The sequence below is a fragment of the Streptosporangium sp. NPDC002607 genome, from assembly GCF_053592655.1.
The window spans coordinates 1-24,998 of record NZ_JBSFWD010000021.1; the positions used below are offsets into that span (position 1 = coordinate 1).

Sequence of the window (24,998 nt, forward strand, 5' to 3'; positions counted from 1 at the left end):
CACTTCCTGGACCTGCTCGCCGCCGCCCTCGGCGAGAGCGCCCCGGCCCCCGGACGCCCGGCACCACCGCAGTAACCGCCGCAGCCGCTGTTGGGGCCGCTGTTGGGGCCGCACCCGCCGGACAGCGGGGCCGGGCGGGCCACGGGCTCACGCGGGCTGCGCGGCCGACCACGGCGGGCGGCGGTCGATACGCGCGAGCACCTCCGGGAATCCGAACCGGCGGTCGATACGTCGGGTCGCCTCGGCCCAGTCGGTCATGGAGCGCACCGGGGACAGCGTCTCGACCACGAAGGGATCGCTCCACCGCTCGACGGCGCGCCGCCAGAGCACGTCCGGGGCCTCGGTCAGCAGGTTTCCCACGCACCCCTCGTAGATCGGCATGGCGCGCACCTCGCCGTCGGGCTCGATCTGCATCAGCGGGAACCCGTAGCTCGCGACGACGCCGGGGTGCATCATCAGGATGAAGTTGTCGGAGGTGGTCACCGCCAGCGACGCCGGTGCCAGTGACCGCAGCCGCTCGGTGTACTCCTCGCTGGTCAGGGTGGCGAGCTCCGCGTTGCCGAGTAGTTCGGTCTCGGCGAAGCCGGGCCGGCTGGCCAGCCCGGACGGCACCGCGGCGGCCAGGTTGAGAAAGCGCATCCGCGGGAACCAGGGGGCGATGTCGGTGCAGAAATCCGCCAACTGGTGGAAATTGCTCCGCACAACCGAGCAGTCGACCCCGAAGATCAGCGGAGTGCCGCCCTCTGCCGCGCGCCGGGCGGCGATGTCGTCCAGCATGGCCAGGGCGTTCATCGCGCGGTCGAAGGAGCCGGCCCTGCCCCGTACCCGGTCGTGCACCTCCGCGTCGGCCCCGTCGATGCTGACGGTGATCTGCTGGAAGGCCCGGGCCGCCTCCTCGGCGGTCTCGGGGGTGAGTGTCCATCCGCCGGTGTAGAGGTTGACGGTGATCCCCGCCCGGCCGATGTGCTCGGCGACCTCGTAGATCCCCTTGACCACCAGGGGCTCGCCGCCCGCGAACTCCACCGAGTCCGGGCGCATGGCGATGATCGCGTCGGCGAGCCGCAGCATGTCGCCGTGGCTCAGCTGCCGGGCCGGGCGCCTGCCCGACTCGGAGTAGCAGTGGATGCAGCGCAGGGGGCAGGCGTAGGTGACGTCCCAGATGATGTCGGTGGGCTTGTTCACGGGGGCGCTCATGAGGACCTCCTCGTCGAGAGCGGATGCCCGGGACCGGCGCCGGGCGTTCGGTCGTTCGTCCAGTGCCCGACCAGGTCGGCGTACAGGGGGGAACGGGTCAGCAGGTCCGCGTGGGTTCCGGTGTGCGCGGCGGTGCCGTCCAACAGCAGGATGCGCCGGGCTCGGATCGCGGAGCTGATGCGGTGGGCGATGACGATGAGAGTGCCGGGCCGGGCGGCGAACGCGCTCTCGGCCCTCGCCTCGGCGGCGGGGTCGAGATGGCAGGTCGCCTCGTCCAGGACGACCAGGCGGGCCGGGGAGGCGTAGGTCCGTGCCAGGGCGATCAGTTGCCGCTCTCCGGCCGACAGCGCGGCGGGTTCGTCGATCTCGGCATCGAGGCCGCCGAGCCGTTCGACGAGCGCCCGCGCGCCCACCCGGTCCGCCGCCTCGCCCAGCCGGGCGTCCGCGGTGCCGGCCGGGCACAGGTAGCCGAGGTTCTCCCGGACCGTGCCGGCGAAGACGTACGCCTCCTGGGGCACGAGCGCCACCATGGAGCGCAGGCCGGGTTCCGCCATCGCCTCCAGCGGGAGCCCGCCGAGCAGGATCTCCCCGTGGGTCGGCCGCCGCAGCCCGGTGAGCAGCAGGGACAGGGTGGACTTGCCGATGCCGCTGGGGCCGACCACGGTCAGGTGGTCTCCCTCGGGGATCACCAGGTCGAGGTCGTGTACCACGGGCGTGGCCTGGGGGGCGTAGGCGAAGCCCAGCCCTTTGGCCCGCAGTTCGCAACCGGCGGGCACGGCGACCGCGTAGGCGGCGTCGGCAGGCCCGGTGGCGGCGGGCACATCGCCGGCGGGCACCGCGATGGTCTCGGCGATGCGGCGCAGGGTGACGGCGAGGGCCACGCCCCAGCTCGAGAGGATGCCGGTCATCGACTGCAGGGCGGGCTGCAGGCCGGTCACCAGGTAGGTCACCGCGCCGACGACCTCGCCCACGCTCAGATGCCCCTGTCGCGTCAGCGGCTCAGCGGCGATGACCAGGCCGAGCAGCGGCACGTGGGCGCCGATGGCGACGATCAGCCGCCGGGACATGCCGGCCCGGGCCAGCGCGTGCGTGGCCGCGGCCTGGGCGTCCACCGCGGCCCGCACGGTGGCGTACGCCTGCTCGTGCGCCCCGCAGGCGGCGATGTCACGCGTGCCCTCCAGGATCGGGGTCGCCTCGGCGGTGAGCGTCTCGTCGGCGAGGATCAGCCGGCGCTGCCGGACCAGCAGCACCCGCATCAGCCAGGCGCACACCGCCACCGCCACGAGCACGGGTCCGGCGACGATGGCCGCGGCCAGGGGCGAGAGCACCAGCAGCCCGGCCAGCGCGGCGATCAGCGAGATGCCCAGCCCGTGCGTGGTGCGCAGCAGTGCGGACACCAGGTTCCGCAGCGTCTCCACCTGCCCGGTGATACGGCTGACGGCGGCGGTGTCCGGCCGGTCGCCGCGGGCGGCGCGGGTCACCGTGGCCGTGACGACGGCGCGCACGAGGTCGTCGCGCAGCGGCTCCACCACCGCGGCCAGATGGGGGAACATCAGTCGCGTGGCCGCGGTCCTGAGCAGCATCGCGACCGCGAACAGGCCGAGCCAGGCCAGGCCGGTACCCGGGCGTCCGGCGAGGAAGCCGTCGTCGACGGCGCGGGCGATGAGCAGCCCGGACAGCAGCCCCGGGACAGCCTCCACCAAGGCCCAGGTCAGGGCGAAGGCCAGGGGCCGCCTGCGGGGGCGCAGCAACGCGAGCAGCAGCCGGAACCCACCGGAGGGTTGGCCGCCCTCTCCCAGACGGAGGACGGGCGCCGCCGTGAGCGGGGCGGATGCGGGGGTCACAGCCGAGCCGGGCACGGTTCCTCACTCCATGAGCTGTCGTCGCTTGCGTCGCCGCCGGGGTCCGGGCCGGCGGCGAACAGGGCGCGGTACGCCGGGTCCTGCCACAGCGCCCGGTGCGTGCCCTGGCCCCGGATCCGGCCGCCGTCCAGCCACACCACGTGGTCGGCGCGGGCGGCGGTGGCCGCGCGGTGGGCGATGACCAGGCGGGTGGTCCCGCGCAGGCTCTCGACCAGCGTGCGAGTCACCTGGGCCTCGGTCGCGGTGTCCAGGCTGGACGTGGCGTCGTCCAGCACGGTCAGGCGGGCCCGCCGCACCATGGCGCGGGCCAGGCCCAGCCGCTGGAACTCCCCGCCGGACAGCGGGGCGATGGCGGCGGGGGTGTCGTAGCCCTCGGGCAGGCGGCGGATGACGTCGTCGACATGTGCGGCCCGCGCGGCCTCGCGGACGCTGTCGCGGTCGAGCGCGGGCCGGCCGTAGGCGATGGCCGAGGCGAGGTCGCCGCCCAGGAGGGCAGGGCGTTCGAAGGCGTAGGCGACCGCGCCGCTCAACGACTCTGGAGCCACATCGGCGAGGTCGCAGCCGTCCAGCAGCACCTGCCCGCGCTCGGGGTCCAGCAGCCGCCCGGCCAGCAGGGACAGGGTGGTCTTGCCCGCCCCGGACGGCCCGACGAGGGCGGTCAGCGCCCCCGGGGCGATGTCCAGATTGATGGCGTCGAGGAGGTGGGAGCCCTCGCGGGTCACGGTCACGCCGCGGAACGACAGCGCGCCGGGACCGTCCGGCAGCGGGCGGGTGCCGGGCACGAGGGGCGGCAGCACGAGGACCTCCTGGATGCGGCGGGCCGCGGCGCGGGCCTCGGCGACCCCCAGGAGCGCGTCGACCTGTTCGATGAAGCCCACGCCCATCGCCGCGTAACCGGCCACGGCGAGCAACTGCCCTGGCTGCAACCGGCCGTCGGCGATGCCGAGCCCGGCCACGGTGAGCACGAGCACCTCGATGATGGGCAGCAGCAGGGTGATCTGCCAGACGCCCCGCGCCTGGACCCGCCACATGTCGTGACCGGCGTCCGACAGGTCGGTGAGCGGGCGCAGCACCCGGGTGATCTCGCGATCGGCGGTACCGGACGCCCGCACCGTGCGGATGCCGGCCAGGGTGTCGGTCAGGCGCGCGGCCAGGCGCCCGTGCGCGCTCTGATATCGCTCGTACACCCCGGACAGCCGGGTGACGAAAAGCCGTACGATCACCAGCGCGACGGGTATCCCGATCAGGAAGGCGACACCCGAGCGCCAGTCGGTCACCAGCAGCAGGACGATGCCGCCGCTCGTGCTGATGAGTTCGGCGGCCGTGTACAGCAGGGTGAGCGGGACGCGCCCGGCGCTCGCCGTGTTGCTCACCAGCCGGTTGGCCAGTTCCCCGGCCGGGAAACGGCGGGCGCCGGCGGCGTCGAGCCGGAGGAGGTGGGAGGTGAAGCGCAGGCGCAGGGACGCCGTCGCGGACGCGGTGGTCGCCGCGCCGGCGAGGGCGCCGATGAGATCGGCGCAGGTGGCAACGGCCAGGACGAGCGCGAGGAACCCGGCTGCTCGCGCGCCCTCGCCGGACACCACGCCGTCCACGGCGGTGGCCAGCGCGGCGGGCAGGGCCAGGGCGGCGGCCGTCGACAAGGCGACGGCCGCTGCGGTCACCGCCAGGGGCGCCCAGAGGCCGCGCGCCGTGGCGGCGAGGAGGCGATCACCATCCCGCCGCGTCACCTGCCCGGCGTGGGAATCCGAGGCTTGGTCCGGCATTAGGGGGCCACGACACCTGTTATGAAGCTCGACAAGGTGCAGGTGCACCCGCAGGGATACAGCCTGGACTCCTGGGCGGCCGGGAGCAGGTCAAGAGTGGTGATGTCGAGTTCCATCGGTTTTCCTTTCTTCGTTTACGCCGCCGGATCGAGGCGGCTTGGGTACCGGCCCGGCCCGCGGAAGGGCACGGACCGAAATGCACGTCCCGGGGAACCGGTCCGGCGGCCCGCGCCTCAGCCGGCGCGGTCCTGCCCGTTGCGCAGGAAGCCGAGCACACGCTCCCCGGTGGCATGCCCGCCGATGTCGGACAGCGGGTCGTGGCCCGCGCCGGGAACCTCCAGATAGGTCACCGGCGCGGCGTCTGGGTGGCGGGTTCGCCGCAGCCGCTCGTGCAGGCGGCGGGAGTGGCCGACCGGGATGATCGGGTCATGCTCGCCGTGCACGATGAGCAGCGGCAACCGGATGCGGTCGGCCAGCCGGAGCAGATCGCGCGGCCCGAGGTCGTCATCGTGGATCTCCTCGCGCCCGCCCAGCCGGTCGATCAGGTTGCGAACCGAGACCGGCCCGTCCTCGTAGAGCAGCCGGCCGGACAGGAACGGCGCGACGACCACGGCCCGCTCCCACAGATCCGGCTCCGCCGCCGCGGCCAGCAACGCCAGGTACGCGCCATAGCTCGCGCCGTAGAGCATGGGCCGCGGCCGACCCGGGCCGCGCTCGGCCGCCAGCCGGCGGCCCAGGTGCAGGATGTCGGCCAGGTCGGGACCGCCCCAGGCGCCGTGGATGGCGTCGCGGTGGGCCGCGCCGTAGCCGGTGCTGCCCCGCTGGTTGGGCGCCACCACCGCGATCTCCTCGGCGGCGAGGCGCTGGAACAGCGGGTCGAAGTCGAGCTGCCACGCGGCCTCGGGGCCGCCGTGCAGCGCCACCACCAGGCGCGGGGCGCCGGCCGGATCGCCGTACACGACGGCCTCCGTACTGCCCGCCGGCGCCGGATACTCCCGCGCCCGCGGCGAGGCCCACCCGGACCAGTGTTCGCCGGTCGCGGCCAGGACGCGCGGCCGGGGCGGGTCCGGAATCGTGATGACGCCCGTCGGACGGTCGGCGGCGCTGTGCACCAGATGCAGGCCGGCGTCGGACCAGTGGGCCGTCGGATGCAGGGCGCCGGGCGGCAGCTCGATCTCCTCGGGGGCGTCCGCCGTCAGATCATGGACCAGCAGGTGGGAGCGGGCGCGGTGGGTGACCGACAGGGCCAGGAGCCGCCCGGTGGGGTCCAGCGCCAGCGGGGCCACGCTGCCCTCGACGGCGTTCAGCCGATCGGGGAAGGCCGTCGGCGCCGGGTCGCCGAGGCGGCACACGCCGAGCCGGTAGCCGCCACCGTGCGGCGCGGCGGTCAGCAGCACCCCGTCGCGTGGCGCGGCCAGCAGCAGGTGCTCGCCGGCGGGCAGGCCGAGGGACGTGATGGTGCCGCGTGTCAGATCCAGGACCACGGTGCCCGTCCCCGGCTCGCCGGTGGCCAGCGCGAGGGTGTGCCCGCGCTCGTCGAGCCAGACCGCTCCGCCGATCGAGTGCGGTACCCGGGTGATCTGTTCCGGCGGCATGGCCCCGCCGGGCAGGCGCCACACCGTGGTGCCCCCGTCCCCGTCCATCTCCAGCACCAGAGTGGGGGTCCGCGCCGTACCGGGGAGGAGCCGCAGACCGCCTCTTCGGACGGCGATCAGCTCGACCTCCTCGACCGGTCGCCCGCCCTCGGCACGGGACGCGGCGAAGGTGAGCCGCGAGCCGTAGGCTCCGGACCGGCACAGCAGCAGGTCGCCGTCGTCCGTGGGCAGCGGCACGCTCGCCGCGCTCTCGCCGTCTCGGGTGCGTACCGCCCGGGGCCGGGGCTCGGGGCCGGTGAGGTCCCACAGTTCCGGGTACATCGCGGGGTCGCGGTCGTCGGCGGCCAGGCAGGCGGCGTACCTCCCGCCGGGGGAGAAACGGAAGTTCAGCCGGTGGACGAACGACCGCTGCCGCCCGCCGGTCACCGTGGCGGCCGGGCTCATCGTGTCGGAGGTCATCACGCCTTGCCGCCGCGCGTCCATGCCTCGGCGCCCGTCTCGGCCATCCACCGGCGCGGACCGCCGTGCCGCAGCCGGTGCAGGAAGTCCAGCACCCCGGCCAGCCCGGTGTTCCAGGCGACGGAGATGTCCTCACCGGAGAGCTCGTCGGGCACCACCATGAGCCCGTCGCGCAGGACGGCGCGCGCCCACAAGGGTGCCGCCAGTTCCTCCGCCTGGTCGTGATAGGCGCGCTCGCCGAGCAGGTCGGCCATGTCCAGCAGGAACTGCCCGTCGCCGGCGATTCCGTGACACGCGGCCGTCCCCGAGGTCAGCCGGCTGCCGTGGACGGCCAGCGCGGCCGCGTGGGCGGCGTCCCGGAAGCGCTGGTCCCCGGTCGCCGCGTACAGGCGCACCAGGTAGGTGCCGACGCCGGAGGAGCCGTTGCACCAGTGCGGCAGCTTCGTCCCGCCACCCGGGCCCTCGGCCCACCAGGCGCTCTCCCCGCGGTACTCGGCCGCGCCGAGCAGGGTCTCCCCGGCGAGCAGGGCGGCCTCCAGGCAGTCGTCCCGGTCGAGCGCGACCCCGGCGGCCAGCAGGTACGCGCCGACCCCGGCGACGCCGTGCGCGAAGCCGTAGTGCTCCGTACCCGCCAGCGCGGAACCGAAGTCCTTGGGGATGGGCCACAGCACACCGTCCGCGGTCCGTTGCGCCGCCTTGAGCAGGCCGTCGGCGCAGGCGTCCGCCAGGTCCCGGAACCGCGGGTCGCCGGTGGCGCGCCACAGGTGCAGCAGGGCCGTCCCCGTCCCGGCCGCGCCATGGCAGATGTCCGGGTTGGGCCAGGTGACCGGCAGGTCCAGCCCCAGCTCCACGCCGGCGGTGCGCAGGCTCTCCTTGTCGAGCGCGCGGCCGGCGTCGTGCAGGGCCACGGCGATGCCCGCCCGGCCGAAGTACAGGCCTGGGGAGGGCCGCTGTTCGCGCGCCAGCCGCCGCACCGTCCAGTCCGCCGCTTCCCGCAGGGCGACGGTCAGGCTGGCCCGGGTGTCCGGCGGCAGCGCGTCGCCCGCCCGAGCGGGGTCCAGCACGGCGGCCCACAGAGCGATCACCCCGGCGGAGCCGTACTGGACGGCGCACGGGTCAGCGGTCAGGCCGAAGCCCCAGCTGGGCCACAGGCGGGCGACCGGCTGCTCGGCGGTGTCGGGCGACATGGTGCGCAACGTGTAGGCGAGCCCGTCGTGGAGCAGGCGGTCCTGCTCGGCCGCGCCCAGCCGGAAACCGGCGGTCCGGGTGGCGGATCCCAGGGCGGCGACGTCCACGTCGTCCAGAAACTCCCGCACCCGCGGCAGGTCCCAGCGCTGCGCGGGATCCTCGCGCATCAGGCCCAGGATCAGCGGGGACAGTGCGGTGGCCAGCGGGTCGCCCGCGGCCGCCACCCGCACCACCGTCGCCACCCGCTCGTCCCAGGACCGCGCGTCGGCGGGCCGGTCCCGCAGGTAGGGCGGCTGGCAGGAGGTGGCCGTGAACAACGTCGTCGCCCCGAGCGCGTACAGGTCGGCCTCCACGCCGAGCGCGGGAGCGTACAGGGCGGAGTTCACCTGCTCGGGCGGTGCGTAACCGGGAGTGAACGCGCGCCCGACCGGCGCGCCGGGCACGACGGTCATCTCCAGGTCGATCAGGCGGCAGTCGCCGTCCTCCGTCACCATGACGTTGTTGGGCGTCAGGTCGCGCAGCACATGGCCCTGTTCGTGCACGACGGCGACCAGCGCGGCCAGGCGGCGCAGGAGGCCCAGCACGACGCCGGGCCGGTCGTGCTGAGCGGCCTCCCAGTTGTTCAGCGGGGTGCCCGCGATGTGTTCCTGCGCCAGGAACAGGTTGTCGTTCTGTTCGAAGAGGAGCACCTTGCGCGCCGTGACGCCCAGCGGCCCGAAGATCTCCAGCATGCGCGCCTCATGGCGCATCCGGTCCCGATCATCGGTTCCGTCGAGCCCGGCGCTCAGGTGGGGACGCGCCTGCTTGATCACCGCCTGACCGCCGTCCGCGCGGTCCTCCGCCAGGAACACCCCGCCCTTGGCGCCGTGCCGGATGGCCTCGCGCACCACGAACCGGTCGGCCAGCAGGACCGCCTCCGGTGCGGTGGTCCTGGCCGGAGTGCGGCCTGAGTCGAACGGGCAGGTCACCCACGCCGGCGGGGAGTACCACGCTCTGCGCTCGTCGGTCTCCTGAGTGCCGTCGGGCGCGGTGAGTCGCGAGGCGTAGGAGCCGTCGTTGTCGAGCACGCTGGGCGCCGAGAACACCCCGAAGCGGTAGTACACCAGGCTGCCCGGCCGGTAGATCCGGTCGGAGAGGATCGGCGCGCCCGGCAGGCCGTAGGTGGCCTCGTGCAGTTCCTCCGCGATCTCCACCGCGCTCGCGTCGTCGGGCGGGTAGACCGTGATGAACTTGCCCACCGACCCACGGTCCTGGTTGCGTGCCACGAGCCGACCCAGCTCGTCGAAGTCGGTGGCGTACTTGAAGGGGCAACGGCGGCGCCCCAGCACCCGCACCGTGCGCGCCAGCACCACCGGAGCCGACAACGGCATCGCCGCCACATGCAGCTTCCAGCCCTGTGCCTGCGTGGTCGCGTCGGCCGGGGTCACGTACGTCCAGGGCGAGTCGACGTGGAAATCCCAACCTGGGATGCCGTCGGATCCGGTACCGGATATCGAGTCCTTGTCACCCGCTATGCGATGCAATGTCGCACGGGCAATGTCCCCCAGGACATGACGGTCTGCACCGGAGACGCCGTCCCCCGCCGAACCACGTTCACTCACGACGCCGAATCTCCATTCGTGTTCTCCAGCAGGGGGCGATGTCGAGCCATTGGTGCGAAATGACTGCCCGGATCTCGCCCGTGACCGGTTCTGCTTGTGATCCTCCGGACGCGGGCCAGCCTGTCAGCGGCACCTAATGGCGGTCTTAAGGTCTCCACGCCCGCAGGCCGGCCCGTTCCGGGGTGCGCAATGGCGGTCTTAAGGTCTCTACGCCCGCAGGTCGGCCCGTGCCGGGGTGCGCATTAAGAGTGGCTAAGTGGCCCGTAAGAACCCCCGGTTACCGTCGGCGCCGTCAGGAGTACACGTCGGCAACTCCCCGGCCCCAAGATGAGAGCTCGTTGAGCACCAAGTCGGACGAGTACGAAGCGGTGCTCAAGGAAAGCAGCCAGAGGTTCATGGCCCCGCTGTTCTCCGCCGGCTGTGCGGACTGGCCTGCGGTACAACGCACACGGCATCCACATGACGCATGACGTCGAGCGCTGGATCACCGGCGCGGGCGAACGGTGCGGCGAGCTGAGCATGGACCGGCTCGGAAAGGTGCTCAAGGCGCAAATCCCGCGCGGAGGCCATCGCGAACCGCTTGACCGCCGACCGCGCGCCCACGGACTCCGCGGGCCTCGCCGGCGGACATCGAGACCCCCGCATCACCGGCGGAGGTCTTTCCCCAATGGAAGGAAATTCACGATGGAACTCGACATCCAGGCTCTGGACATGCTCCCCGCCCAGGCGGAGAGCCCCCTTTTGCCGTGCTACAGCACCTGCTCCCCGTGGAGCCTCGTCTATGACGTCGTCACGTACACGAGCCAGTTCTAGTACGCGGCGATCCGCGCACGCGGATCAAAGCGGGTTTCTCCCGTAAAACCGTCAGCCACGAAAGAAGATCGCGGGGAGCACGTCCAGGATCTGGACGTGCTCCCCGTCCAGGCGGAGAGCTCCCTTCGCCCGTCGGCATCACCTGCCGGAGCCATCGTTCCTGCGCCACGTTCACCTGCGGCTCCCACGCCCAGCCGATGCCGCGGCCGAGCGCGGCGACATAGGTGGACAGATCCTGGCGCAGCCCGCCGGTCGCGGTGGCCGCCGCGCCGATCTACGGCACCGCGTGCCAGGCAAGGCGTCCCAGGTAGACCACGATGCTGTCGTGGCGCGAATACAGATCGCGGGCGGAGAGCACCTTGGCCTTGTAGGGGAGTCGTAGCTTCTCCAGCCGTTCGAGCACCGCGCCCCACAGGGCGGGGGCGGCGTCGGCCGTCCCGGCGCCCAGGTACAGCCGCAGAATCGTCTCGCATCGTGAGACGAAGGGCGATCGACGGACCGCCCGTCACCGCCGCCCGGTCCGCACCGGGCCGCGGCCTGGCCAGCACCTGGCGTACCTGACCTGCCGTCGCGTGACGCTCGCGGCCGCCCTCGGTGATGCCGGCGAAGGTGTCGCACCGCTCGCCCTGCCTTCGTGGCCGACCGTCGTGAATCGCCGCCGTTCCGGCCATTATCCGGATGCTTGACTCTTCCTTCGACAAGCTGTCAGGATCTTGTCAGGGCGCAGCCGGACGGCAGAGGGTGAACCTCTCCGGAGGCCTGGGCATCTAACGGGGCAGGAGGCTCATCATGAACCGCACCCTCGTTCCCCTCGTTCCCCTCGTGCTCCTTCCCCTTTTCCTGCTGGCCGGTTGCGGCTCGGACACGCAGACCGCGCCCCCGTCCTCGGGGGTTCCGGCGACCGCGGCCCCCGCGGATCCCGCGGTCACTCCGACCTCCACGCCGGCCGGGCCACGTCCCCCGACGAGTACCAAGGAGATCGAGGTCGAGCGCACCACCGTTGCCTCGCCGGCCGTCACCGGGGCCAGGTTCGGCCGGCACCAGGGGTTCGACCGGGTGGTGATCGACCTGAACGGAGACGTGCCCGGCTACACGGTGCGATGGGTGCCCGAGCTCGTCCAGGACGGCTCGGGCGATCGGGTCGACGTCGAGGGCGGGGCCTACCTCCAGCTGACGATGAGCCCCGCCATCGCGCACACCGAGGCGGGCAAGCCGACCTGGACGGGCGGGCCGATCTTCCAGGCACAGCTCGGCAACGTGCAGAGCGTGGTCAAGACGGGTGACTTCGAGGGAGTGGTGAGCGTGGGTATCGTCCTCGACCGCAGGGCACCGTTCCGGGTGCTGGAGCAGAAGAACCCGAACCGGCTGGTCATCGACGTCGCGCACTGAGCGGCGCACCCCGTGACCAGTGACAGACTGGTCTGATGGTACGCAAAATCGACAACGCGACGCGGATTCCCGTTCCGGGCGGCAAGACGATCGACGAGTACGTCGGCCGGGTCAACAGCGGCGACGACCGGATCTCGATCGCGCGGATGGTCGCCCCGGCGGGCTGGGAGGAGCCCGCCCAGACCCCGGAGTTCGCCGAGTACACCCTGGTGCTCAAAGGCACGGTGATCGTGGAGCACGACGGGGGCACCACCGAGGTAGGCGCGGGGGAGGTGTTCACCTGCGAGCCGGGGGAGCGGATCCGCTACCGTTCGGGGCCGGACGGCGCCGAGTACGTCGCCATCTGCCTGCCCGCCTTCTCCCCCGAGACCGCCAACCGCGACGACTAGTCGCCCCGTAGGGCATCGACCAGGCCCGCGGCACCGAGGCGGGCCTGGTCGTGAACACGTCACCCGGAACACGTGGGGCCGTCACGCACTCCGTCCCCGTGACTAAAGTCGAGGTCTCCCCGCTGGAAGGATGTAGATGAGTCAGCCACCCACTTTTGAGCAGATCCGCCTGGCTCCGAAGGTGTTGCTCCACGATCACCTCGACGGGGGGCTCCGGCCGGAGAGCATCATCGAGCTGGCCCGCGAGTCGGGCTACGACAGGTTGCCGACGACCGACGCCGACAGCCTGCGCGCCTGGTTCAGGGAGGCCTCCGACTCCGGCTCGCTGGTGCGCTACCTGGAGACCTTCGACCACACGGTCGGTGTCATGCAGACGCGCGAGGCGCTGGTCAGGGTCGCCGCCGAGTGTGCCGAGGACCTGGCCGACGACGGCATCGTCTACGCCGAGGTGCGTTACGCGCCCGAGCAGCACACCTCCAGGGGGCTGAGCCTCGAAGAGGTCATCGAGGCGGTCCAGGAGGGCTTCAGGTCCGGTTCCGAGGGGCGGGGCATCCGGGTGGGCACCCTGCTCACCGCCATGCGCCACCAGGCCAGGTCGATGGAGATCGCCGAGCTGGCGGTCCGCTACCGCGACGCCGGGGTGGCCGGGTTCGACATCGCCGGCGCGGAGGCGGGCTACCCTCCCACCCGTCACCTCGACGCCTTCGAATACCTCCAGCGGGAGAACGCCCACTTCACCATCCACGCCGGTGAGGCCTTCGGCCTGCCGTCGATCTGGCAGGCGATCCAGTGGTGCGGCGCGGACCGGCTCGGTCACGGCGTCCGGATCATCGACGACATCTCCGTCTCCGACGACGGGGAGCCCAAGCTGGGCCGCCTGGCGGCCTACGTCCGGGACAAGCGCATCCCGCTGGAGATGTGCCCGACGTCCAACCTGCAGACCGGTGCGGCGGCCTCCATCGCCGAGCACCCGATCGGCCTGCTGCGCCGCCTGAACTTCCGGGTGACCGTCAACACCGACAACCGGTTGATGAGCGGTACGAGCCTCTCCGAGGAGTTCGCCAAGCTGTCGGAGGCGTTCGGCTACGACTGGGACGACATGCTGTGGTTCACGGTCAACGCCATGAAGTCCGCGTTCCTGCCGTTCGACGAGCGCCTGGCGCTCATCAACGGCGTCATCAAGCCCGGTTTCGCGCGCCTCAAGTGGCAGGCGTGACCGGGCACGTACGAGTGAAGTGAGCTTTCTCCCATGAAGCAGGTGTTCCGCTCCAACTTCGCGATGATCGTCGGTTGGCTCTGGATGGTGTTCGCCGCGGGCAACGTGGTGGATCTGGTCGTCCGCTACAACGGTCGTCCCTCGATGGTCGCCGCGGCGGTGCTGGGGGTGCTGACCGCGCTGGTCTTCGTCACCTGCCTGCGCCCGATGATCGTCATGTCCGAGGAGGGGGTGCTGGTCCGCAACCCGCTGCGGAACGCCTTCGTGCCCTGGAGCGGAGTGGACGAGGTCACGGTCTCGCACTCGATCACGATCACCTCCGGCGGCCGGAGGGTCCGCTGCTGGGCGCCGCAGACCTCGGCCCGTGAGCGGGCGGCGGCCGCGCGCAAGGGAAGGCCCGCGCTCGCGCGGGGCCGCTTCAGGACCGAGCCGGTCCGCTCGAAGGCCGAGCAGGCCGCCGCCGAGGCGATGGCGGGCAAGACGCACGCCGACTGGGTGGCCGAGCAGATCACCGAACGCGCCAAGGCCGCCAGGCGGGCGGCCTCGGTCGCCGGGACCCCGGAGACCGACGCGACCGTGTCCGAGGCGGAGGCCGGGGTCACGAGCGGGACCGGCACCGCCTCCGAGACAGGTGCGCTCAGGATGAACTGGGCACCGAGTGCCCTGGTCGCCGTGGCCGTCGCCGCTCTGCTGGTGGTCGCGGCCTTCCTGGTCTGATCGCCCCGATCGCGGTGGCGCCGGGCTCGGGGAGGTGGTGTGGCCGGGGACGATCACGGGGAAGCATGATCGTCCCCGGCCGTGGAACAGGCGCGGTCAGAGGCCGAGGGCCTTGGTGAGGTCGGCCTTCAGGGCGTCGAGATCCCGTACCGCCCGCCCGCGGGCCTCGGCGACCTCGCCGGTCACCGGGACCACGACCTCCAGGTAGCACTTGAGCTTGGGCTCGGTACCCGAGGGCCGGACGACGACCCGGGCGCCGCCGGACAGGTGGTAGCGGAGGCCGTCGGTGGGCGGGAGCCCGCCCACGCCCTCGCTGAGGTCCTCGGCGGTCTCCACCTCGCGGCCGCCGAGCCGGGCGGGCGGCGTGGCCCGCAGCCGGGCCATGGCGCCGGTGATCAGCGACAGGTCGGCCACCCGGAACGACAGCTGGGAGGTGGCGTGCAGGCCGTGCCGGCGCGCCAGGTCGTCCAGGAGGTCGAGCAGGCCGCGGCCCTCCAGCCTGGCCTCGGCGGCGATCCCGGCCACGGTCAGCGCCGCACCGATGCCGTCCTTGTCGTGCACGGGCAGCCCGAGGTCGGAGCCGACGCTGTACCCCAGCGCCTCCTCGTACCCGAAGAGCAGACCGGGACCGGCCTTCATGATCCATTTGAAGCCGGTCAGGGTCTCGGCGTAGCGCACACCGTACCCGGCGGCGATCTTGCCGAGCAGGGACGAGGACACGATGGTGGTCGCCACCAGGCGGTCCTCGCCGGAGGTCTGCCTGATCACGTGCTCGCCCAGCAGGGCGCCCACCTCGTCGCCGGTCAGCATCCGGTAGCCGCCGCCGGGCAGCGGCACGCCCACCGCGCAGCGGTCCGCGTCGGGGTCGTTGGCCAGCACCAGGTCGGCGCCGACCCGCTCCGCCAGCTCCAGCGCGAGGTCCATCGCGCCGGGCTCCTCCGGGTTGGGGAAGGCGACGGTGGGAAAGTCGGGGTCGGGGGCGGCCTGGGCCTCGACGACGGCCGGCGCGTCGAACCCGGCGGTGGCGAAGGCCCTGGCCAGGGTGTCGCCGCCGACGCCGTGCAGCGGGGTGTACGCCACCCGCAGCTCGCGGGCGGCGCCGATCGGGAGCGCGGTCACCGCCTCCAGGTAGGCGGTCACCACACCGTCGTCCAGCGTGGTCCATGCGGGATCGTCCGGGGAGCCGAGGGGCAGCTCGGAGACCGGCCCGACCGCGTCGATGGCGGCGGAGATCTCCGCGTCGATCGGCGGCACGATCTGGGAGCCGTCGCCCCAGTAGACCTTGTAACCGTTGTCGCGGGGTGGGTTGTGGCTCGCGGTGACCGTCACGCCCGCGTCGGCGCCGAGGTGGCGGACCGCGAAGGCCAGCACGGGCGTGGGCAGCGGCGCGGGGAGGACCGAGGCGCGCAGCCCGGCCCCGATGAGCACGGCCGCGGTGTCACGGGCGAAGACGTCGGACTTGTGCCGGGCGTCGTAGCCGATCACGACGTGCCTGCCGGGACCGAGGACGCGGGCCAGACCGGCGGCGGCGCGCATGACCGTCACCCGGTTCATCCGGTTGGGGCCGGCGCCCAGCTCGCCGCGGAGCCCGGCGGTGCCGAACTCCAGCTTCGCGCCGAACCGCTCGCGCAGCGCGTCGCCGTCGCCGCGTTCCAGCAGCTCGGCCAGCTCCGCGCGGGTGTCGGGGTCGGGGTCCTGGGCCAGCCAGGAACGGGCGAGCCCCACGAGATCGCTGCTCATTGTCACCTCTCGGGCCGGGGCCCGTCGCCGGTTGAACCCTTGCAAGCAGGGTGATTCTTGAAAGCCGGGTGCTTCCCCGAAGGGAACCGATCCTCGGGTGTGGCCGGTTCCCGCGGCCGGGGGTGGTCCCGGCCGGTGTGCTCCCGGACTGTGTGGTCTCGGCCGGTGCGGCCTCGGACCGTGCAGTCCCAGACCGTGCAGTCCTGGTCGTGTGGTCCCGGCCGTGGGGCCTACAGCTTGCCGACGACCCTGGCCAGCAGGCCGCCCATCCGCGTGGCGGTGGCGCGGCCGACCTCCAGCACCTCCTCGTGGTTGAGCGGCTCGCCCACCAGACCGGCGCCCGGGTTCGTGACCAGGGAGATGCCGAGCACCTCGGCGCCGCCCTCGCGGGCCGCGATGGCTTCGAGCACCGTGGACATGCCCACCATGTCGCCGCCCAGGATGCGGCACATCCGGACCTCGGCCGGGGTCTCGTACGTCGGGCCGCGGAAGGCCACGTAGACGCCCTCGGCCAGCGAGGGGTCGGCCTCGCGGGCCAGCTCGCGCAGGCGCGGGGTGTAGACGTCGGTGAGGTCGACGAAGGTGGCGCCGCTGATCGGGCTGGCCCCGGTCAGGTTGATGTGGTCACTGATCAGCACCGCCTCGCCGACCTCCTGGGTCTCGGGGCGCAGGCCCCCGGCGGCGTTGGTCAGCACGACCGTGCCCACTCCGGCCCTGATCGCGGTCCGCACCCCGTGCACGACCGGCTCCACCCCGCGGCCCTCGTAGAGGTGGGTGCGGCCGAGGAAGATCAGCACGTTCTTGCCGGACTCGGTCCGCACGGCGCGGATCCGGCCCGCGTGGCCCGCCACGGCGGGCGGCGCGAAGCCGGGCAGGTCGGTGACCGGGATCTCGGCGACCGTCTCGCCGATCGCGTCGGCGGCCGGGACCCAGCCCGAACCCATCACCAGCGCGACGTCGAAGGAGTCCAGGCCGACGGCGCTTCTCAGCGCGTCCGCGGCGTCCGTGGCGAGTGCATAGGGATCGTTGCTCACCTCACCGAGCGTACCGGTCGGCGGTGCTGTTCCGTCCGCTCCGTACCGCTTCCTGCATGCCTGTCCATGGCCGTCCGGCGGACGGCCATGCTCACTTCAGGTGCTGGAAGGTCCCGTCCTGCTTCCGCTGGATGAACGGGTCGCGCAGCCCCCCGGTGTCCTGGGCCGGGGTGACCACCGGGTTGTTCTGGTTCAGCGGCGTCCAGTTGACCCGGTCGGTGCTGGTGGCGAAGCCGATCGTGTTGCCGGTCCAGTTCGTCGTGTGGACGATGTAGTAGCGGCCGTCGGTGTGCCGGATGATGCGCGGGTCGCGGATCAGTCCCGAGGGCGGGGTGTACGCGGGCCCGCGGAGCAACCGGAACCCGGTGGCGTCCGGCGACTCGTAGACGTACATGTTCGACTCGCCGGTGTTGGTGAACGCCGTCATCGTGTAGCGGATCGCGGATCCGTTCTGCCGGGTCGGTGCCTCGCCCCCGGAGACCTCCGTACCGCCAGGGGAGGCGGTGGTCGTGGATTAGGGTCAAATGGTGACTGAATCGATCATCGTGGTCCGTGACGTGCGAGTGGAGTTGAGCGGTACTCCGATCCTGCGGGATGTCGACCTCACGGTCGCCCGGGGTGACATCGTCGCCGTGGTCGGGGTGAACGGCGTGGGCAAGTCGACGTTGCTGCGCTGCCTCGCGGGTCTCCAGCCGCCGAGGTCCGGCGAGGTCAGCGTCCTTGATCGGCCGCCGGCGGATGATTCGGACTTCTGGCGCGATGTCATCCTCGTCGGCGACGAACCGGCGTGGTACCCGGGGCTGACCGTGCGGGAACATCTGGAACTGATGCACGCCGTACACCGCTCGTCCCGCCTGGAGATCGAGACGGCCCTGGAAGTCTTCGGCCTGGCGGGGCGAGGGGACATGGCACCGCTGACGCTCTCGACCGGCCAACGACAGCGGCTGTCGCTGGCGATGGCCCTGCTCCGGCCGAGCCGGCTGCTCCTGCTGGACGAGCCGGAGCGCGGACTCGACGCGACGTTCAGGAAGCGGCTGGCGACCATGCTGACCGAATACGCGGCGGCCGGTGGCGCCGTGGTGATGGCGACCCACGACCTCGACTTCGCCCGGGTCACCCGCGCACGCCAGATCACGCTGGAGGCCGCCGCGTGAACGAGGTCCAGGCCGTACGGGCCCTCATCCGGTCGCGTGGCCGGGTACCGATGAGCTGGTCGGACCGGTACGTCGCCCTGTTCGGGCTCGCGATGGCGGTGACGGTACTGGCCCAGCCCATCGCCTCCGCACTCGCGACCATGGCCGGGCAGGCGGACCCGTCGAGGCTCGGGGCCGGGGTGGCGTTGATCGCACTGGCCTACGCGGGCTTCCTCTCGCTCGCCCGCACGCTCGGCCCTGTCGCGCTGACGGCCGCCGACGCCGCCTGGCTGCTGCTCTCCCCGCTCCCGCGCCGCGCCGTGCTGGGACGGAGCGCGGTGATCCTGCTGGCGATCTCCTCGCTGGTCGGCGCGGGATTGGGCCTGGCCCTGCTCGCCGTACTCGGTGCGCCGGATCAGTTCACGCCGCGGCTGGTCACCGCGGTGCTACTGGGAGTCTCGGCGGCGGTCGGCGGGATGGCGGCGGCCGTGCTGGCGCAGTCGTCCCAGCACTGGGACTCGTGGCTGCAGGGGGCGCTCGTCGTCCTCGCGATCGTGGCCGCGCTCGCGACGGTGCTGGGCAGCGGTCCGGGGCGGCACCTGCTGGTCGCCGTCGCCGACGCGCCGGTCTCGCTGGGCGCGGCCTCGGCGGCGCTCTGCGGCACCGTGACCGCCCTTCTGGTACGGCGGGCCTGGGCGGCACTCGGGCGCGTCCACGCGCGTACCGTCCTGGCCGCGTCCACCCGCGCCGGCCGGGTGGCCGCCGCGACGGTGGTCCTGGAACTCGGAGCCCTGACCTGGATCGCCGAGGACGGTCACTGGCGCAGGCGCACCCTGCGCTCCCGCCCGTGGCCGGCGCCGCTGTCGGGGTCCCTGTCGTGGCCGATGCCCCGGCTCCCGCGGCCCCTGTCCGCCCCGCTGGCCCTGGCCTGGCAGGACTGGCGCAGGCTGGGGCGCCGCCCAGGCCGGCTGGCCGCCCTGCTCGCGGCGACCGCGCTGCCCGCGCTGGCCGCCCAGGCCGCAGGCGGTCTCTCCCCGGTCGCGATGATCCTGGTGGCCGGCGGAGCGCTGACCGCCGCGGTGGCGTGCACCACGGGTGCGCGCCGAGACGGGGAGGACCCGAGTCTGGCGCGGCTCTTCGGCGTGGGCGCCCGTGCGGCGCTCACCGCACGGGCGCTGCTGCCGCTGCTGCTGAGCGCCGTCTGGCTCACCCTCGCCCTGGCCGGACTGACCGCGATGGGTGCCCTGCCCGCCGGCCCGTGGTGGCTGTTCGGCCCGCTGTCCGCGCCCGCCCTGGCCGCCGGAGCCCTGCGGATGGTACGGCGGGGTTTCGTCGATCACTCGATGCCGGTCATCGACACTCCGATGGGCTCCGTACCCATGGGCCCGCTCGTCTGGGCGATGACCGGCGTGGACATCGCCGCGCTCGGCTGCGCCCCCGCGCTACTGGCCCTGATCACCGGGCCGTCCGCCCTCGGCGCCCTGGTGGTCGCGCAGGCGCTGTCCGGGGCGGCCGTGCTGACCGCGCTCCTGCTTCGCGCGAGGAGAGCCGTCGCCGACCCGGCCCGCCTCGGGTGAGACAGCGGGCGATCGTCGCGGACAGCCGTCCGGCGCCGCCTCTCCCGGGTCCCGCGACGCTTCCGGGCATGCGGCATCGTCACAGGTCCGATGCCGGGCGGAACCGCCGGGCCTAGGTCCCCAGGGAGGTGCAGGGGCGGCCGCGCATCTCCTTGACGTAGTCGTCGGGGGCGCCGGCCCGCTCGGCCGCCTCGGCCAGGATGCCGAGGTAGCGGGCCGAGGGCAGCCCGCCCTCGTAGCCGTCGAGCACGTAGAACCAGGCCACGACCTCGCCCTCCATGGTCTGCACCCGGAGTTTGACCTTGTGATAGAGGCCGCGCGCCGCGCCCTCCCACTGGTCGAGGGAGCTCTCGTCCCACTCGGGCACGTCATAGAGGACCACGAAGACCTGCTCTGCGGCGTCCTCGACGATGGAGGCGAGGGCGCCCTCCCAGCCGAGATCGTTCCCGCCGAAGGTCAGACGCCAGCCCTGGAGCCAGCCCGTCCCCCTGATCGGGGAGTGCGGGGCCCGCTGGGCCATCTGCTTCGGGTCCATGTTGCTGCCGTAGGCGGCGTAGACAGGCACGTTGGCCAACACTAATCGAAGATCCGCGAGACGCTCACCCAGCCTCGAAGCCACGCCGATGTCTCGTGGAATTACGACGGTTTTGGGGGACTTTCGTGCTTTGAGAGGGATGCCGAGCGATGGCCGGTCGCGCCATGCGGGAGAATGGGGTACGTGACGAGGATAGTGATCATTGGTGGCGGACCCGGTGGATACGAGGCCGCGCTGGTCGCCGCCCAATTGGGGGCCCAGGTCACCGTCGTCGAACAGGACGGCCCCGGCGGAGCCTGCGTGCTCACCGACTGCGTGCCCTCCAAGACGCTGATCGCCACCTCCGTACGCAAGCAGGCGCTTCTCGACGCCAGCATGCTCGGGGTGCACTTCACCGGCGGCCCCGACGGCGACGTCGGCGGCGTCATCGCCGACATGCCGTTGGTCAACAGGCGCGTCAAGGAGCTCGCCAAGGCGCAGTCCGCCGACATCGCCGCGCGACTGGCCGCCGAGGGCGTCGAGGTGATCAAGGCGCCGGGACGGCTGGTCGACCCGCAGGTGGTCAGGGCCGGAGACCGGACGATCCGCGCCGACGTCGTCATCGTGGCGACCGGCGCCACCCCGCGCATCCTGACCGGCGCCGAGCCCGACGGCGAGCGCATCCTCACCTGGCGGCAGCTGTACGACCTGGAGGAGCTGCCCGAGCACCTCATCGTGGTCGGCTCCGGCGTCACCGGCGCCGAGTTCGCGGGCGCCTACCGCTCGCTGGGCTCGGAGGTCACGCTCGTCTCCTCCCGCGACCGGATGATGCCCAACGAGGACGCCGACGCCGCCGAGGTCCTCGAAGAGGTCTACCGCCGCCGCGGCATGAACGTCATGGGCCGCTCCCGCGCGGAGTCCGTCAAGCGCACCGCGGACGGCGTGGTCGTCACGCTGGAGGACGGCAGGACCGCCGAGGGCAGCCACTGCCTCATGACCGTCGGCATGGTCCCCAACACCGCCGGGATCGGTCTCGAGGAGGCCGGGGTGACCCTCGACCGGGGCGGTTTCATCCAGGTCGACAAGGTCTCCCGCACCTCCGCCCCCGGCGTCTACGCGGCCGGAGACTGCACCGGGGTCCTGATGCTCGCCTCGGTCGCCGCCATGCAGGGCCGGATCGCCGTCTGGCACGCCCTCGGCGAGGCCGTGCAGCCGCTCCGCCTGGCCACCGTGGCCTCCGCCATCTTCACCGACCCCGAGATCGCCGCGGTGGGCGTCGCCGAGCGGGCGATCGAGGCCGGCGAGATCGAGGCCAACATCGTCAAGCTGCCGCTGGCCACCAACGCCCGCGCCAAGATGCAGGGTTTCAACGACGGCTTCGTGAAGCTGTTCTGCCGCCCGCACACCGGCATCGTCCTCGGCGGCGTGGTGGTCGCCCCCCGCGCCTCGGAGCTGATCCTGGCGGTCTCGGTGGCCGTGCAGCAGCGCCTGACCGTCGACCAGGTCGCCCACACCTTCGCGGTCTACCCCTCCCTGTCCGGCTCCGTCACCGAGGCCGCCCGCCGCCTCATGCAGCCCATGACCCCCAGCGGCATCTGACCGGCCGCCACCCGGCTCATCTGGCCTCCCCCGTCCTCGGAGCCGGCCGTCACGGGCGGGACGGTGTATCCGCCCACCCGATCTCGTGCCGTGACCGGAAACCCTTGCCGGGATCATGGGCCGTGTCGTGGTCGGCGATTCCCACGTGGGAGGCGCGGATGGCATGCTGGGAAGCCTGCGATCACGAGGAGATCAGCGATGACCCACCCTCTCGGCACGTCGCCCGCGCCTCTGCGCACCCCTCTCAGCGCGGAGGAGAGGGCCCGGAGCGAGGCGAACTTCGCCCCCCTCGTCGCCCAGCAGCTCGTCGCCAACGGACGGTTCAGGGTGAGCGCCGACACGCCGGAGATGGTGGAGCTGTTCCAGGCGGTCGCCCGCCGGGTGGGCGAGATGCTCGGGCGGCCTGTGGTCAGCTATGCCAACGGCAGGTACATGGTGATCACCTTCGGCCAGGAGGAGGCCCTGACCTCACCGGCCGAGGTGCCCGCTCAGCACAGGGGTGACCGCCGGGCGTCATCCATGTAGTGACTCCGAGCCGGTGCTCGGCTCCGGCCGCGTTCCCCAACGCCCCCGGCCACCCCTCGTTCGAGGCGGAGGGGGAAGGTGGCCTCACCTCGCGGACGAGGGGAGAGGCCACCTGTCGCCTCTGCGTGCCGGCCGTGCGCGACCGGTTCGGCATCGCGGCGATGTCGCTCCACCGGCACGTTCCCGGCCGCGATGCCGCGCCGGCCGAGTTCAGAGCCGGGCGAACCAGTCGAGCGGGAACGGCGGCCGGGCCAGGGGCGCCACCGCGATCCGCATGAGGGCGAGCGGGTTGTCGTCACCCGCGATGCGGTTGGTGTCGAGTGTTCCGCAGCCCGTGCAGTGGTGGACGAGGGCCCACTCGCCGTGGTGGCGGACGTGGACGGCTATCGGGGCCATCGACGATCCGCAGTCCGCCGCCCTGTCGCCCGGAGTGTTGTCCAGGTGCCTGCTCCACAGGCAGGTCGGGCAGTGGTTGCGGTGCGCCGTGCCCGGTGCGTCGGCGGGGACGTCGAGGCCGCAGTGGACGCAGCGGAAGGAACGGATACGAGCGCGGTCGCGGGACGGGTTGCGGGACAAGGAGACTTCCTCAGGGATGATGATGGGCACAGGTCACCGGTGCCTTCGTCACGCCATATCGTGGGCGTGCGACGGCGGCTTCGGTGCCCGCAGGCATCAAAATCCCCCCTTTCGAAAACTTGTCGCGACGATGCGAGTGAAGCGGAGGACGGGAGAGATATCAACAGGTTTTCCTCTTGCTGCGAATCGCCCCGAAGCCGTGTTCTGCCCCGAAGCCGCGTTCGCCGGGAGTGACCCCGCGCCCGAGGTGACCGCCATGCGCACGAGGCGATGATCTGCTACCCGAACCCGCACACTCCCGGCTGACGCCGTCCTGCCGGACGGCGTCAGCGGACGCGGGAGCGGAGGCGGTTCAGGGCCGCTCTGCCGTCCTGGACGGCGCGGGCCACGAAGTGCAGTTCCTCCTCGCGGCGGGCGATCGACAGGGCCTGCTTGGCGGCCTCGTAGGCGTCGAGGGCGTGCCGCCAGTCGTGGTCGGCGGTCATGCCGCCACGCCCGCTGATCTGGAACTCGTAGTCGAGCTGGTCGATCTCCTCGCCCAGCCGGGTGATGTCGTTCTCGGCGCCGCGCCGCACCACGGTGAACCGCGCGGCGCGCCGGGTCCGTTGCTGGGCGCTGACGCCCCAGGCCACCACGGTCAGTGCCAGGCCCACCGCGCTGAGCACGACCATGACGAGCCCCACAGACGGACCGGCGCTTCGCGCGGGTTCCGCCTGCGGGGTGTCCGCCTTCTCCGCGTCCTCGGTCTGGGAGGTGGGCAGCGAGGTCGGCAGCGGGATGGTCAGGCCCGTGGGGGTGCCCTTGGCGCCGGCGAGGTCGACGTCGTCGGCCTGGATGAAGGACGCCCCCTGGACCAGCGCGCCGGTGAAGTCGGCGCCCTTGAGTTCGGCCTGGGTGAACTCGGCCTCGCTGACGTCGGCGTACTTGAACGTCGCGTTGCGCAGGTTCGACTGGCTCAGCTTGGCCTCGCGGAGCTTGGCCCTGGTGAAGTCGGCCTTGCGGGCCTTGAGCTGGCCGGGGGTGCTCTCGTCGAGGTCGGCGTCGATCAGCTTGGCGCTGGTGAAGTTGACCTGGGTCAGCTCGGCCCTGGTCAGCTTCGCCCCGGTCAGGTTCGCGTGCGGGAACTCCGCCTGCCCGGCCTCGGCGTCGACCAGGATCGCCTTGCGCAGGTCGGCGTAGTCGGCGTGCATCTGACCCAGGTCGGCCTCGGTGAGGTTGGCGCCCCGCAGGTCGGCGTACTTCAGCGTGGCCTGGGTGAGGTTGGCCTGCCTGAGCGAGGCGCCGCGCAGGATCGCTCCGGTGAGGTCCTTCTGGATGAGCTCCACGTTGTTCAGCTTGGCCCCGGTCAGGTCGGCGCAGCGCAGGTCGGCGGGGAGCCGGGCGCCCCTGGTGAAGTCCCTGCCACGCAGGTTGGCGCCCTGGCCGGGCTTGCACGGCCCGGCCGCGGCCTGGGCGGGGGAGACGATCGTCCCCGACAGCGCGAAGATCGCGACAACGAGAGCCAGGGGGATGGAACGACGCACGGGGGAGCCTCCTTCAAAGCGGCCCCGATCGTGTCAGCAGATCATTGCATCACGCTAAACGACCACTTGCACCTTTACTACCAGGTGCTCACGGACAGTCCCTCCACCGGGATCCTCTTTCGCCGCGTGACGGCCGGTGTCCGCGTTCAGGCCGGGCCGAGCAGGTCCCATCGGTTGCCGGCGATGTCCAGGAAGACGGCGATCCGCCCGTAGGGCTCGGTGCGCGGTACGGTCACGAACTCGACGCCGGCCGCCGTCATCCGCGCGTGGGCGGCGTCGAAGTCGTCCACCCGCAGGAAGAACCCCACCCGCCCGGCGAACTGCTCCCCGACGGCGGCGGCCTGGCGCTCGCCGTCCGCACGGGCGAGCAGGATGGCGGTCTCACCACCCGGCGGCCGGACCACGACCCATCGCTTCGGGCGGCCGTCGTTGGTCAACGACGGCGAGTCCTCGACCAGCTCGAAGCCCAGGGCGTTGACGAAGAACTCGATGGCCCGGTCGTAGTCCTCCACGACGATCGCCACCAGATCGATCCGCATTTTCATGATCGTAAATCTTATGGTCCTCTCGCGGCTGCCGATCTCCAGAACG

The 24,998-nt window shown here is 72.5% G+C and carries 23 protein-coding genes; 9 read left to right on the forward strand and 14 right to left on the reverse strand.

Annotated elements, in window-relative coordinates; all coding sequences use genetic code 11:
* Positions 1-147 precede the first annotated feature (147 nt).
* The 6 genes from ACWD3H_RS23415 to lanL form a co-directional block, all read right to left on the reverse strand.
* Positions 148-1,194, reverse strand: a complete 1,047-nt coding sequence (locus ACWD3H_RS23415) for a radical SAM protein (RefSeq protein ID WP_451956455.1) — start codon at positions 1,192-1,194, stop codon at positions 148-150.
* Positions 1,191-3,053: an ATP-binding cassette domain-containing protein gene (locus ACWD3H_RS23420; RefSeq protein WP_451956456.1), complete on the reverse strand. Its 1,863-nt coding sequence runs from the start codon at positions 3,051-3,053 to the stop codon at positions 1,191-1,193. The genes ACWD3H_RS23415 and ACWD3H_RS23420 overlap by 4 nt, the downstream gene beginning before the upstream one ends.
* Entirely contained in the window at positions 3,035-4,783 is a 1,749-nt protein-coding gene (locus ACWD3H_RS23425) for an ABC transporter ATP-binding protein (RefSeq protein ID WP_451956457.1), read from the reverse strand. The genes ACWD3H_RS23420 and ACWD3H_RS23425 overlap by 19 nt, the downstream gene beginning before the upstream one ends.
* A gap of 35 nt (positions 4,784-4,818) precedes the next feature.
* Positions 4,819-4,935: an ALQxL family class IV lanthipeptide gene (locus tag ACWD3H_RS23430; protein WP_451956458.1), complete on the reverse strand. Its 117-nt coding sequence runs from the start codon at positions 4,933-4,935 to the stop codon at positions 4,819-4,821.
* Positions 4,936-5,052: 117 nt separating this feature from the next.
* A complete protein-coding gene (locus ACWD3H_RS23435; protein ID WP_451956459.1) occupies positions 5,053-6,873 on the reverse strand; it encodes an alpha/beta hydrolase family protein in 1,821 nt (606 codons plus the stop codon).
* Positions 6,873-9,662, reverse strand: a complete 2,790-nt coding sequence (gene lanL / locus ACWD3H_RS23440; RefSeq protein WP_451956460.1) for a class IV lanthionine synthetase LanL — start codon at positions 9,660-9,662, stop codon at positions 6,873-6,875. Before lanL ends, ACWD3H_RS23435 begins: the two co-directional genes overlap by 1 nt.
* Before the next feature lie 684 nt (positions 9,663-10,346).
* On the opposite strand from lanL, the gene ACWD3H_RS23445 reads away from it, so the two are divergent.
* Positions 10,347-10,475, forward strand: a complete 129-nt coding sequence (locus tag ACWD3H_RS23445; RefSeq protein WP_355555443.1) for an ALQxL family class IV lanthipeptide — start codon at positions 10,347-10,349, stop codon at positions 10,473-10,475.
* Positions 10,476-10,749: 274 nt separating this feature from the next.
* Here ACWD3H_RS23445 and ACWD3H_RS23450 read toward each other — a convergent pair whose 3' ends face one another.
* Positions 10,750-10,938, reverse strand: a complete 189-nt coding sequence (locus ACWD3H_RS23450; protein ID WP_451956551.1) for a T3SS effector HopA1 family protein — start codon at positions 10,936-10,938, stop codon at positions 10,750-10,752.
* A 326-nt stretch (positions 10,939-11,264) separates the two neighbouring features.
* Here ACWD3H_RS23450 and ACWD3H_RS23455 point away from each other — a divergent pair, with 326 nt between their 5' ends.
* The 4 genes from ACWD3H_RS23455 to ACWD3H_RS23470 all read left to right on the forward strand — a co-directional run bounded on the left by ACWD3H_RS23455 (position 11,265) and on the right by ACWD3H_RS23470 (position 14,186).
* Complete coding sequence (locus ACWD3H_RS23455) at positions 11,265-11,864, forward strand: AMIN-like domain-containing (lipo)protein (RefSeq protein ID WP_451956461.1); 600 nt, start codon at positions 11,265-11,267, stop codon at positions 11,862-11,864.
* Between the two features lie 35 nt (positions 11,865-11,899).
* Entirely contained in the window at positions 11,900-12,253 is a 354-nt protein-coding gene (locus ACWD3H_RS23460) for a cupin domain-containing protein (protein ID WP_355555449.1), read from the forward strand.
* A 136-nt stretch (positions 12,254-12,389) separates the two neighbouring features.
* Positions 12,390-13,469, forward strand: a complete 1,080-nt coding sequence (locus tag ACWD3H_RS23465; protein WP_355555451.1) for an adenosine deaminase — start codon at positions 12,390-12,392, stop codon at positions 13,467-13,469.
* Between the two features lie 33 nt (positions 13,470-13,502).
* Complete coding sequence (locus ACWD3H_RS23470; protein ID WP_451956462.1) at positions 13,503-14,186, forward strand: hypothetical protein; 684 nt, start codon at positions 13,503-13,505, stop codon at positions 14,184-14,186.
* Between the two features lie 96 nt (positions 14,187-14,282).
* Here the strand turns inward: ACWD3H_RS23470 and ACWD3H_RS23475 are convergent, their stop codons facing one another.
* From ACWD3H_RS23475 to ACWD3H_RS23485, 3 genes are all read right to left on the reverse strand, one after another.
* Positions 14,283-15,926, reverse strand: a complete 1,644-nt coding sequence (locus tag ACWD3H_RS23475; protein ID WP_451956463.1) for a phospho-sugar mutase — start codon at positions 15,924-15,926, stop codon at positions 14,283-14,285.
* Between the two features lie 230 nt (positions 15,927-16,156).
* On the reverse strand, positions 16,157-16,960 hold the full coding sequence (locus ACWD3H_RS23480) for a purine-nucleoside phosphorylase (RefSeq protein ID WP_451956464.1): 804 nt from the start codon (positions 16,958-16,960) through the stop codon (positions 16,157-16,159).
* A gap of 91 nt (positions 16,961-17,051) precedes the next feature.
* Positions 17,052-17,387 (reverse strand): hypothetical protein, encoded by a 336-nt coding sequence (locus ACWD3H_RS23485; protein ID WP_451956465.1) that lies wholly within the window; start codon positions 17,385-17,387, stop codon positions 17,052-17,054.
* Positions 17,388-17,484: 97 nt separating this feature from the next.
* Here ACWD3H_RS23485 and ccmA point away from each other — a divergent pair, with 97 nt between their 5' ends.
* Together ccmA and ACWD3H_RS23495 are read left to right on the forward strand one after the other, a co-directional pair.
* Entirely contained in the window at positions 17,485-18,114 is a 630-nt protein-coding gene (gene ccmA, locus ACWD3H_RS23490; RefSeq protein WP_451956466.1) for a heme ABC exporter ATP-binding protein CcmA, read from the forward strand.
* Complete coding sequence (locus tag ACWD3H_RS23495; protein WP_451956467.1) at positions 18,111-19,670, forward strand: DUF6297 family protein; 1,560 nt, start codon at positions 18,111-18,113, stop codon at positions 19,668-19,670. The genes ccmA and ACWD3H_RS23495 overlap by 4 nt, the downstream gene beginning before the upstream one ends.
* Positions 19,671-19,782: 112 nt before the next feature.
* On the opposite strand, the gene ACWD3H_RS23500 is transcribed toward ACWD3H_RS23495, so the two are convergent.
* Positions 19,783-20,235, reverse strand: a complete 453-nt coding sequence (locus ACWD3H_RS23500) for a gamma-glutamylcyclotransferase (protein ID WP_355555464.1) — start codon at positions 20,233-20,235, stop codon at positions 19,783-19,785.
* A 153-nt stretch (positions 20,236-20,388) separates the two neighbouring features.
* On the opposite strand from ACWD3H_RS23500, the gene ACWD3H_RS23505 reads away from it, so the two are divergent.
* Positions 20,389-21,783: an NAD(P)H-quinone dehydrogenase gene (locus ACWD3H_RS23505; protein ID WP_355555466.1), complete on the forward strand. Its 1,395-nt coding sequence runs from the start codon at positions 20,389-20,391 to the stop codon at positions 21,781-21,783.
* A gap of 198 nt (positions 21,784-21,981) precedes the next feature.
* Complete coding sequence (locus tag ACWD3H_RS23510) at positions 21,982-22,308, forward strand: hypothetical protein (protein ID WP_451956468.1); 327 nt, start codon at positions 21,982-21,984, stop codon at positions 22,306-22,308.
* A 210-nt stretch (positions 22,309-22,518) separates the two neighbouring features.
* On the opposite strand, the gene ACWD3H_RS23515 is transcribed toward ACWD3H_RS23510, so the two are convergent.
* The 3 genes from ACWD3H_RS23515 to ACWD3H_RS23525 form a co-directional block, all read right to left on the reverse strand.
* Complete coding sequence (locus tag ACWD3H_RS23515) at positions 22,519-22,884, reverse strand: RNHCP domain-containing protein (protein ID WP_350911705.1); 366 nt, start codon at positions 22,882-22,884, stop codon at positions 22,519-22,521.
* 326 nt (positions 22,885-23,210) lie between these two features.
* Positions 23,211-24,407: a pentapeptide repeat-containing protein gene (locus ACWD3H_RS23520; protein ID WP_451956469.1), complete on the reverse strand. Its 1,197-nt coding sequence runs from the start codon at positions 24,405-24,407 to the stop codon at positions 23,211-23,213.
* Between the two features lie 146 nt (positions 24,408-24,553).
* A complete protein-coding gene (locus ACWD3H_RS23525; RefSeq protein ID WP_451956470.1) occupies positions 24,554-24,946 on the reverse strand; it encodes a VOC family protein in 393 nt (130 codons plus the stop codon).
* Positions 24,947-24,998: the final 52 nt, after the last annotated feature.

Excerpts from the sequence above, each read along its gene's own strand:
- ccmA (WP_451956466.1), top strand. The coding sequence starts at position 17,485 with ATGGTGACTGAATCGATCATCGTGGTCCGTGACGTGCGAGTGGAGTTG.
- ACWD3H_RS23445 (WP_355555443.1), top strand. The coding sequence starts at position 10,347 with ATGGAACTCGACATCCAGGCTCTGGACATGCTCCCCGCCCAGGCGGAG.
- ACWD3H_RS23415 (WP_451956455.1), bottom strand. The coding sequence starts at position 1,194 with ATGAGCGCCCCCGTGAACAAGCCCACCGACATCATCTGGGACGTCACC.
- ACWD3H_RS23455 (WP_451956461.1), top strand. The coding sequence starts at position 11,265 with ATGAACCGCACCCTCGTTCCCCTCGTTCCCCTCGTGCTCCTTCCCCTT.
- ACWD3H_RS23460 (WP_355555449.1), top strand. The coding sequence starts at position 11,900 with ATGGTACGCAAAATCGACAACGCGACGCGGATTCCCGTTCCGGGCGGC.
- ACWD3H_RS23465 (WP_355555451.1), top strand. The coding sequence starts at position 12,390 with ATGAGTCAGCCACCCACTTTTGAGCAGATCCGCCTGGCTCCGAAGGTG.
- ACWD3H_RS23475 (WP_451956463.1), bottom strand. The coding sequence starts at position 15,926 with ATGAGCAGCGATCTCGTGGGGCTCGCCCGTTCCTGGCTGGCCCAGGAC.
- ACWD3H_RS23470 (WP_451956462.1), top strand. The coding sequence starts at position 13,503 with ATGAAGCAGGTGTTCCGCTCCAACTTCGCGATGATCGTCGGTTGGCTC.
- ACWD3H_RS23525 (WP_451956470.1), bottom strand. The coding sequence starts at position 24,946 with ATGCGGATCGATCTGGTGGCGATCGTCGTGGAGGACTACGACCGGGCC.
- ACWD3H_RS23435 (WP_451956459.1), bottom strand. The coding sequence starts at position 6,873 with ATGACCTCCGACACGATGAGCCCGGCCGCCACGGTGACCGGCGGGCGG.
- ACWD3H_RS23510 (WP_451956468.1), top strand. The coding sequence starts at position 21,982 with ATGACCCACCCTCTCGGCACGTCGCCCGCGCCTCTGCGCACCCCTCTC.
- ACWD3H_RS23485 (WP_451956465.1), bottom strand. The coding sequence starts at position 17,387 with ATGACGGCGTTCACCAACACCGGCGAGTCGAACATGTACGTCTACGAG.
- ACWD3H_RS23430 (WP_451956458.1), bottom strand. The coding sequence starts at position 4,935 with ATGGAACTCGACATCACCACTCTTGACCTGCTCCCGGCCGCCCAGGAG.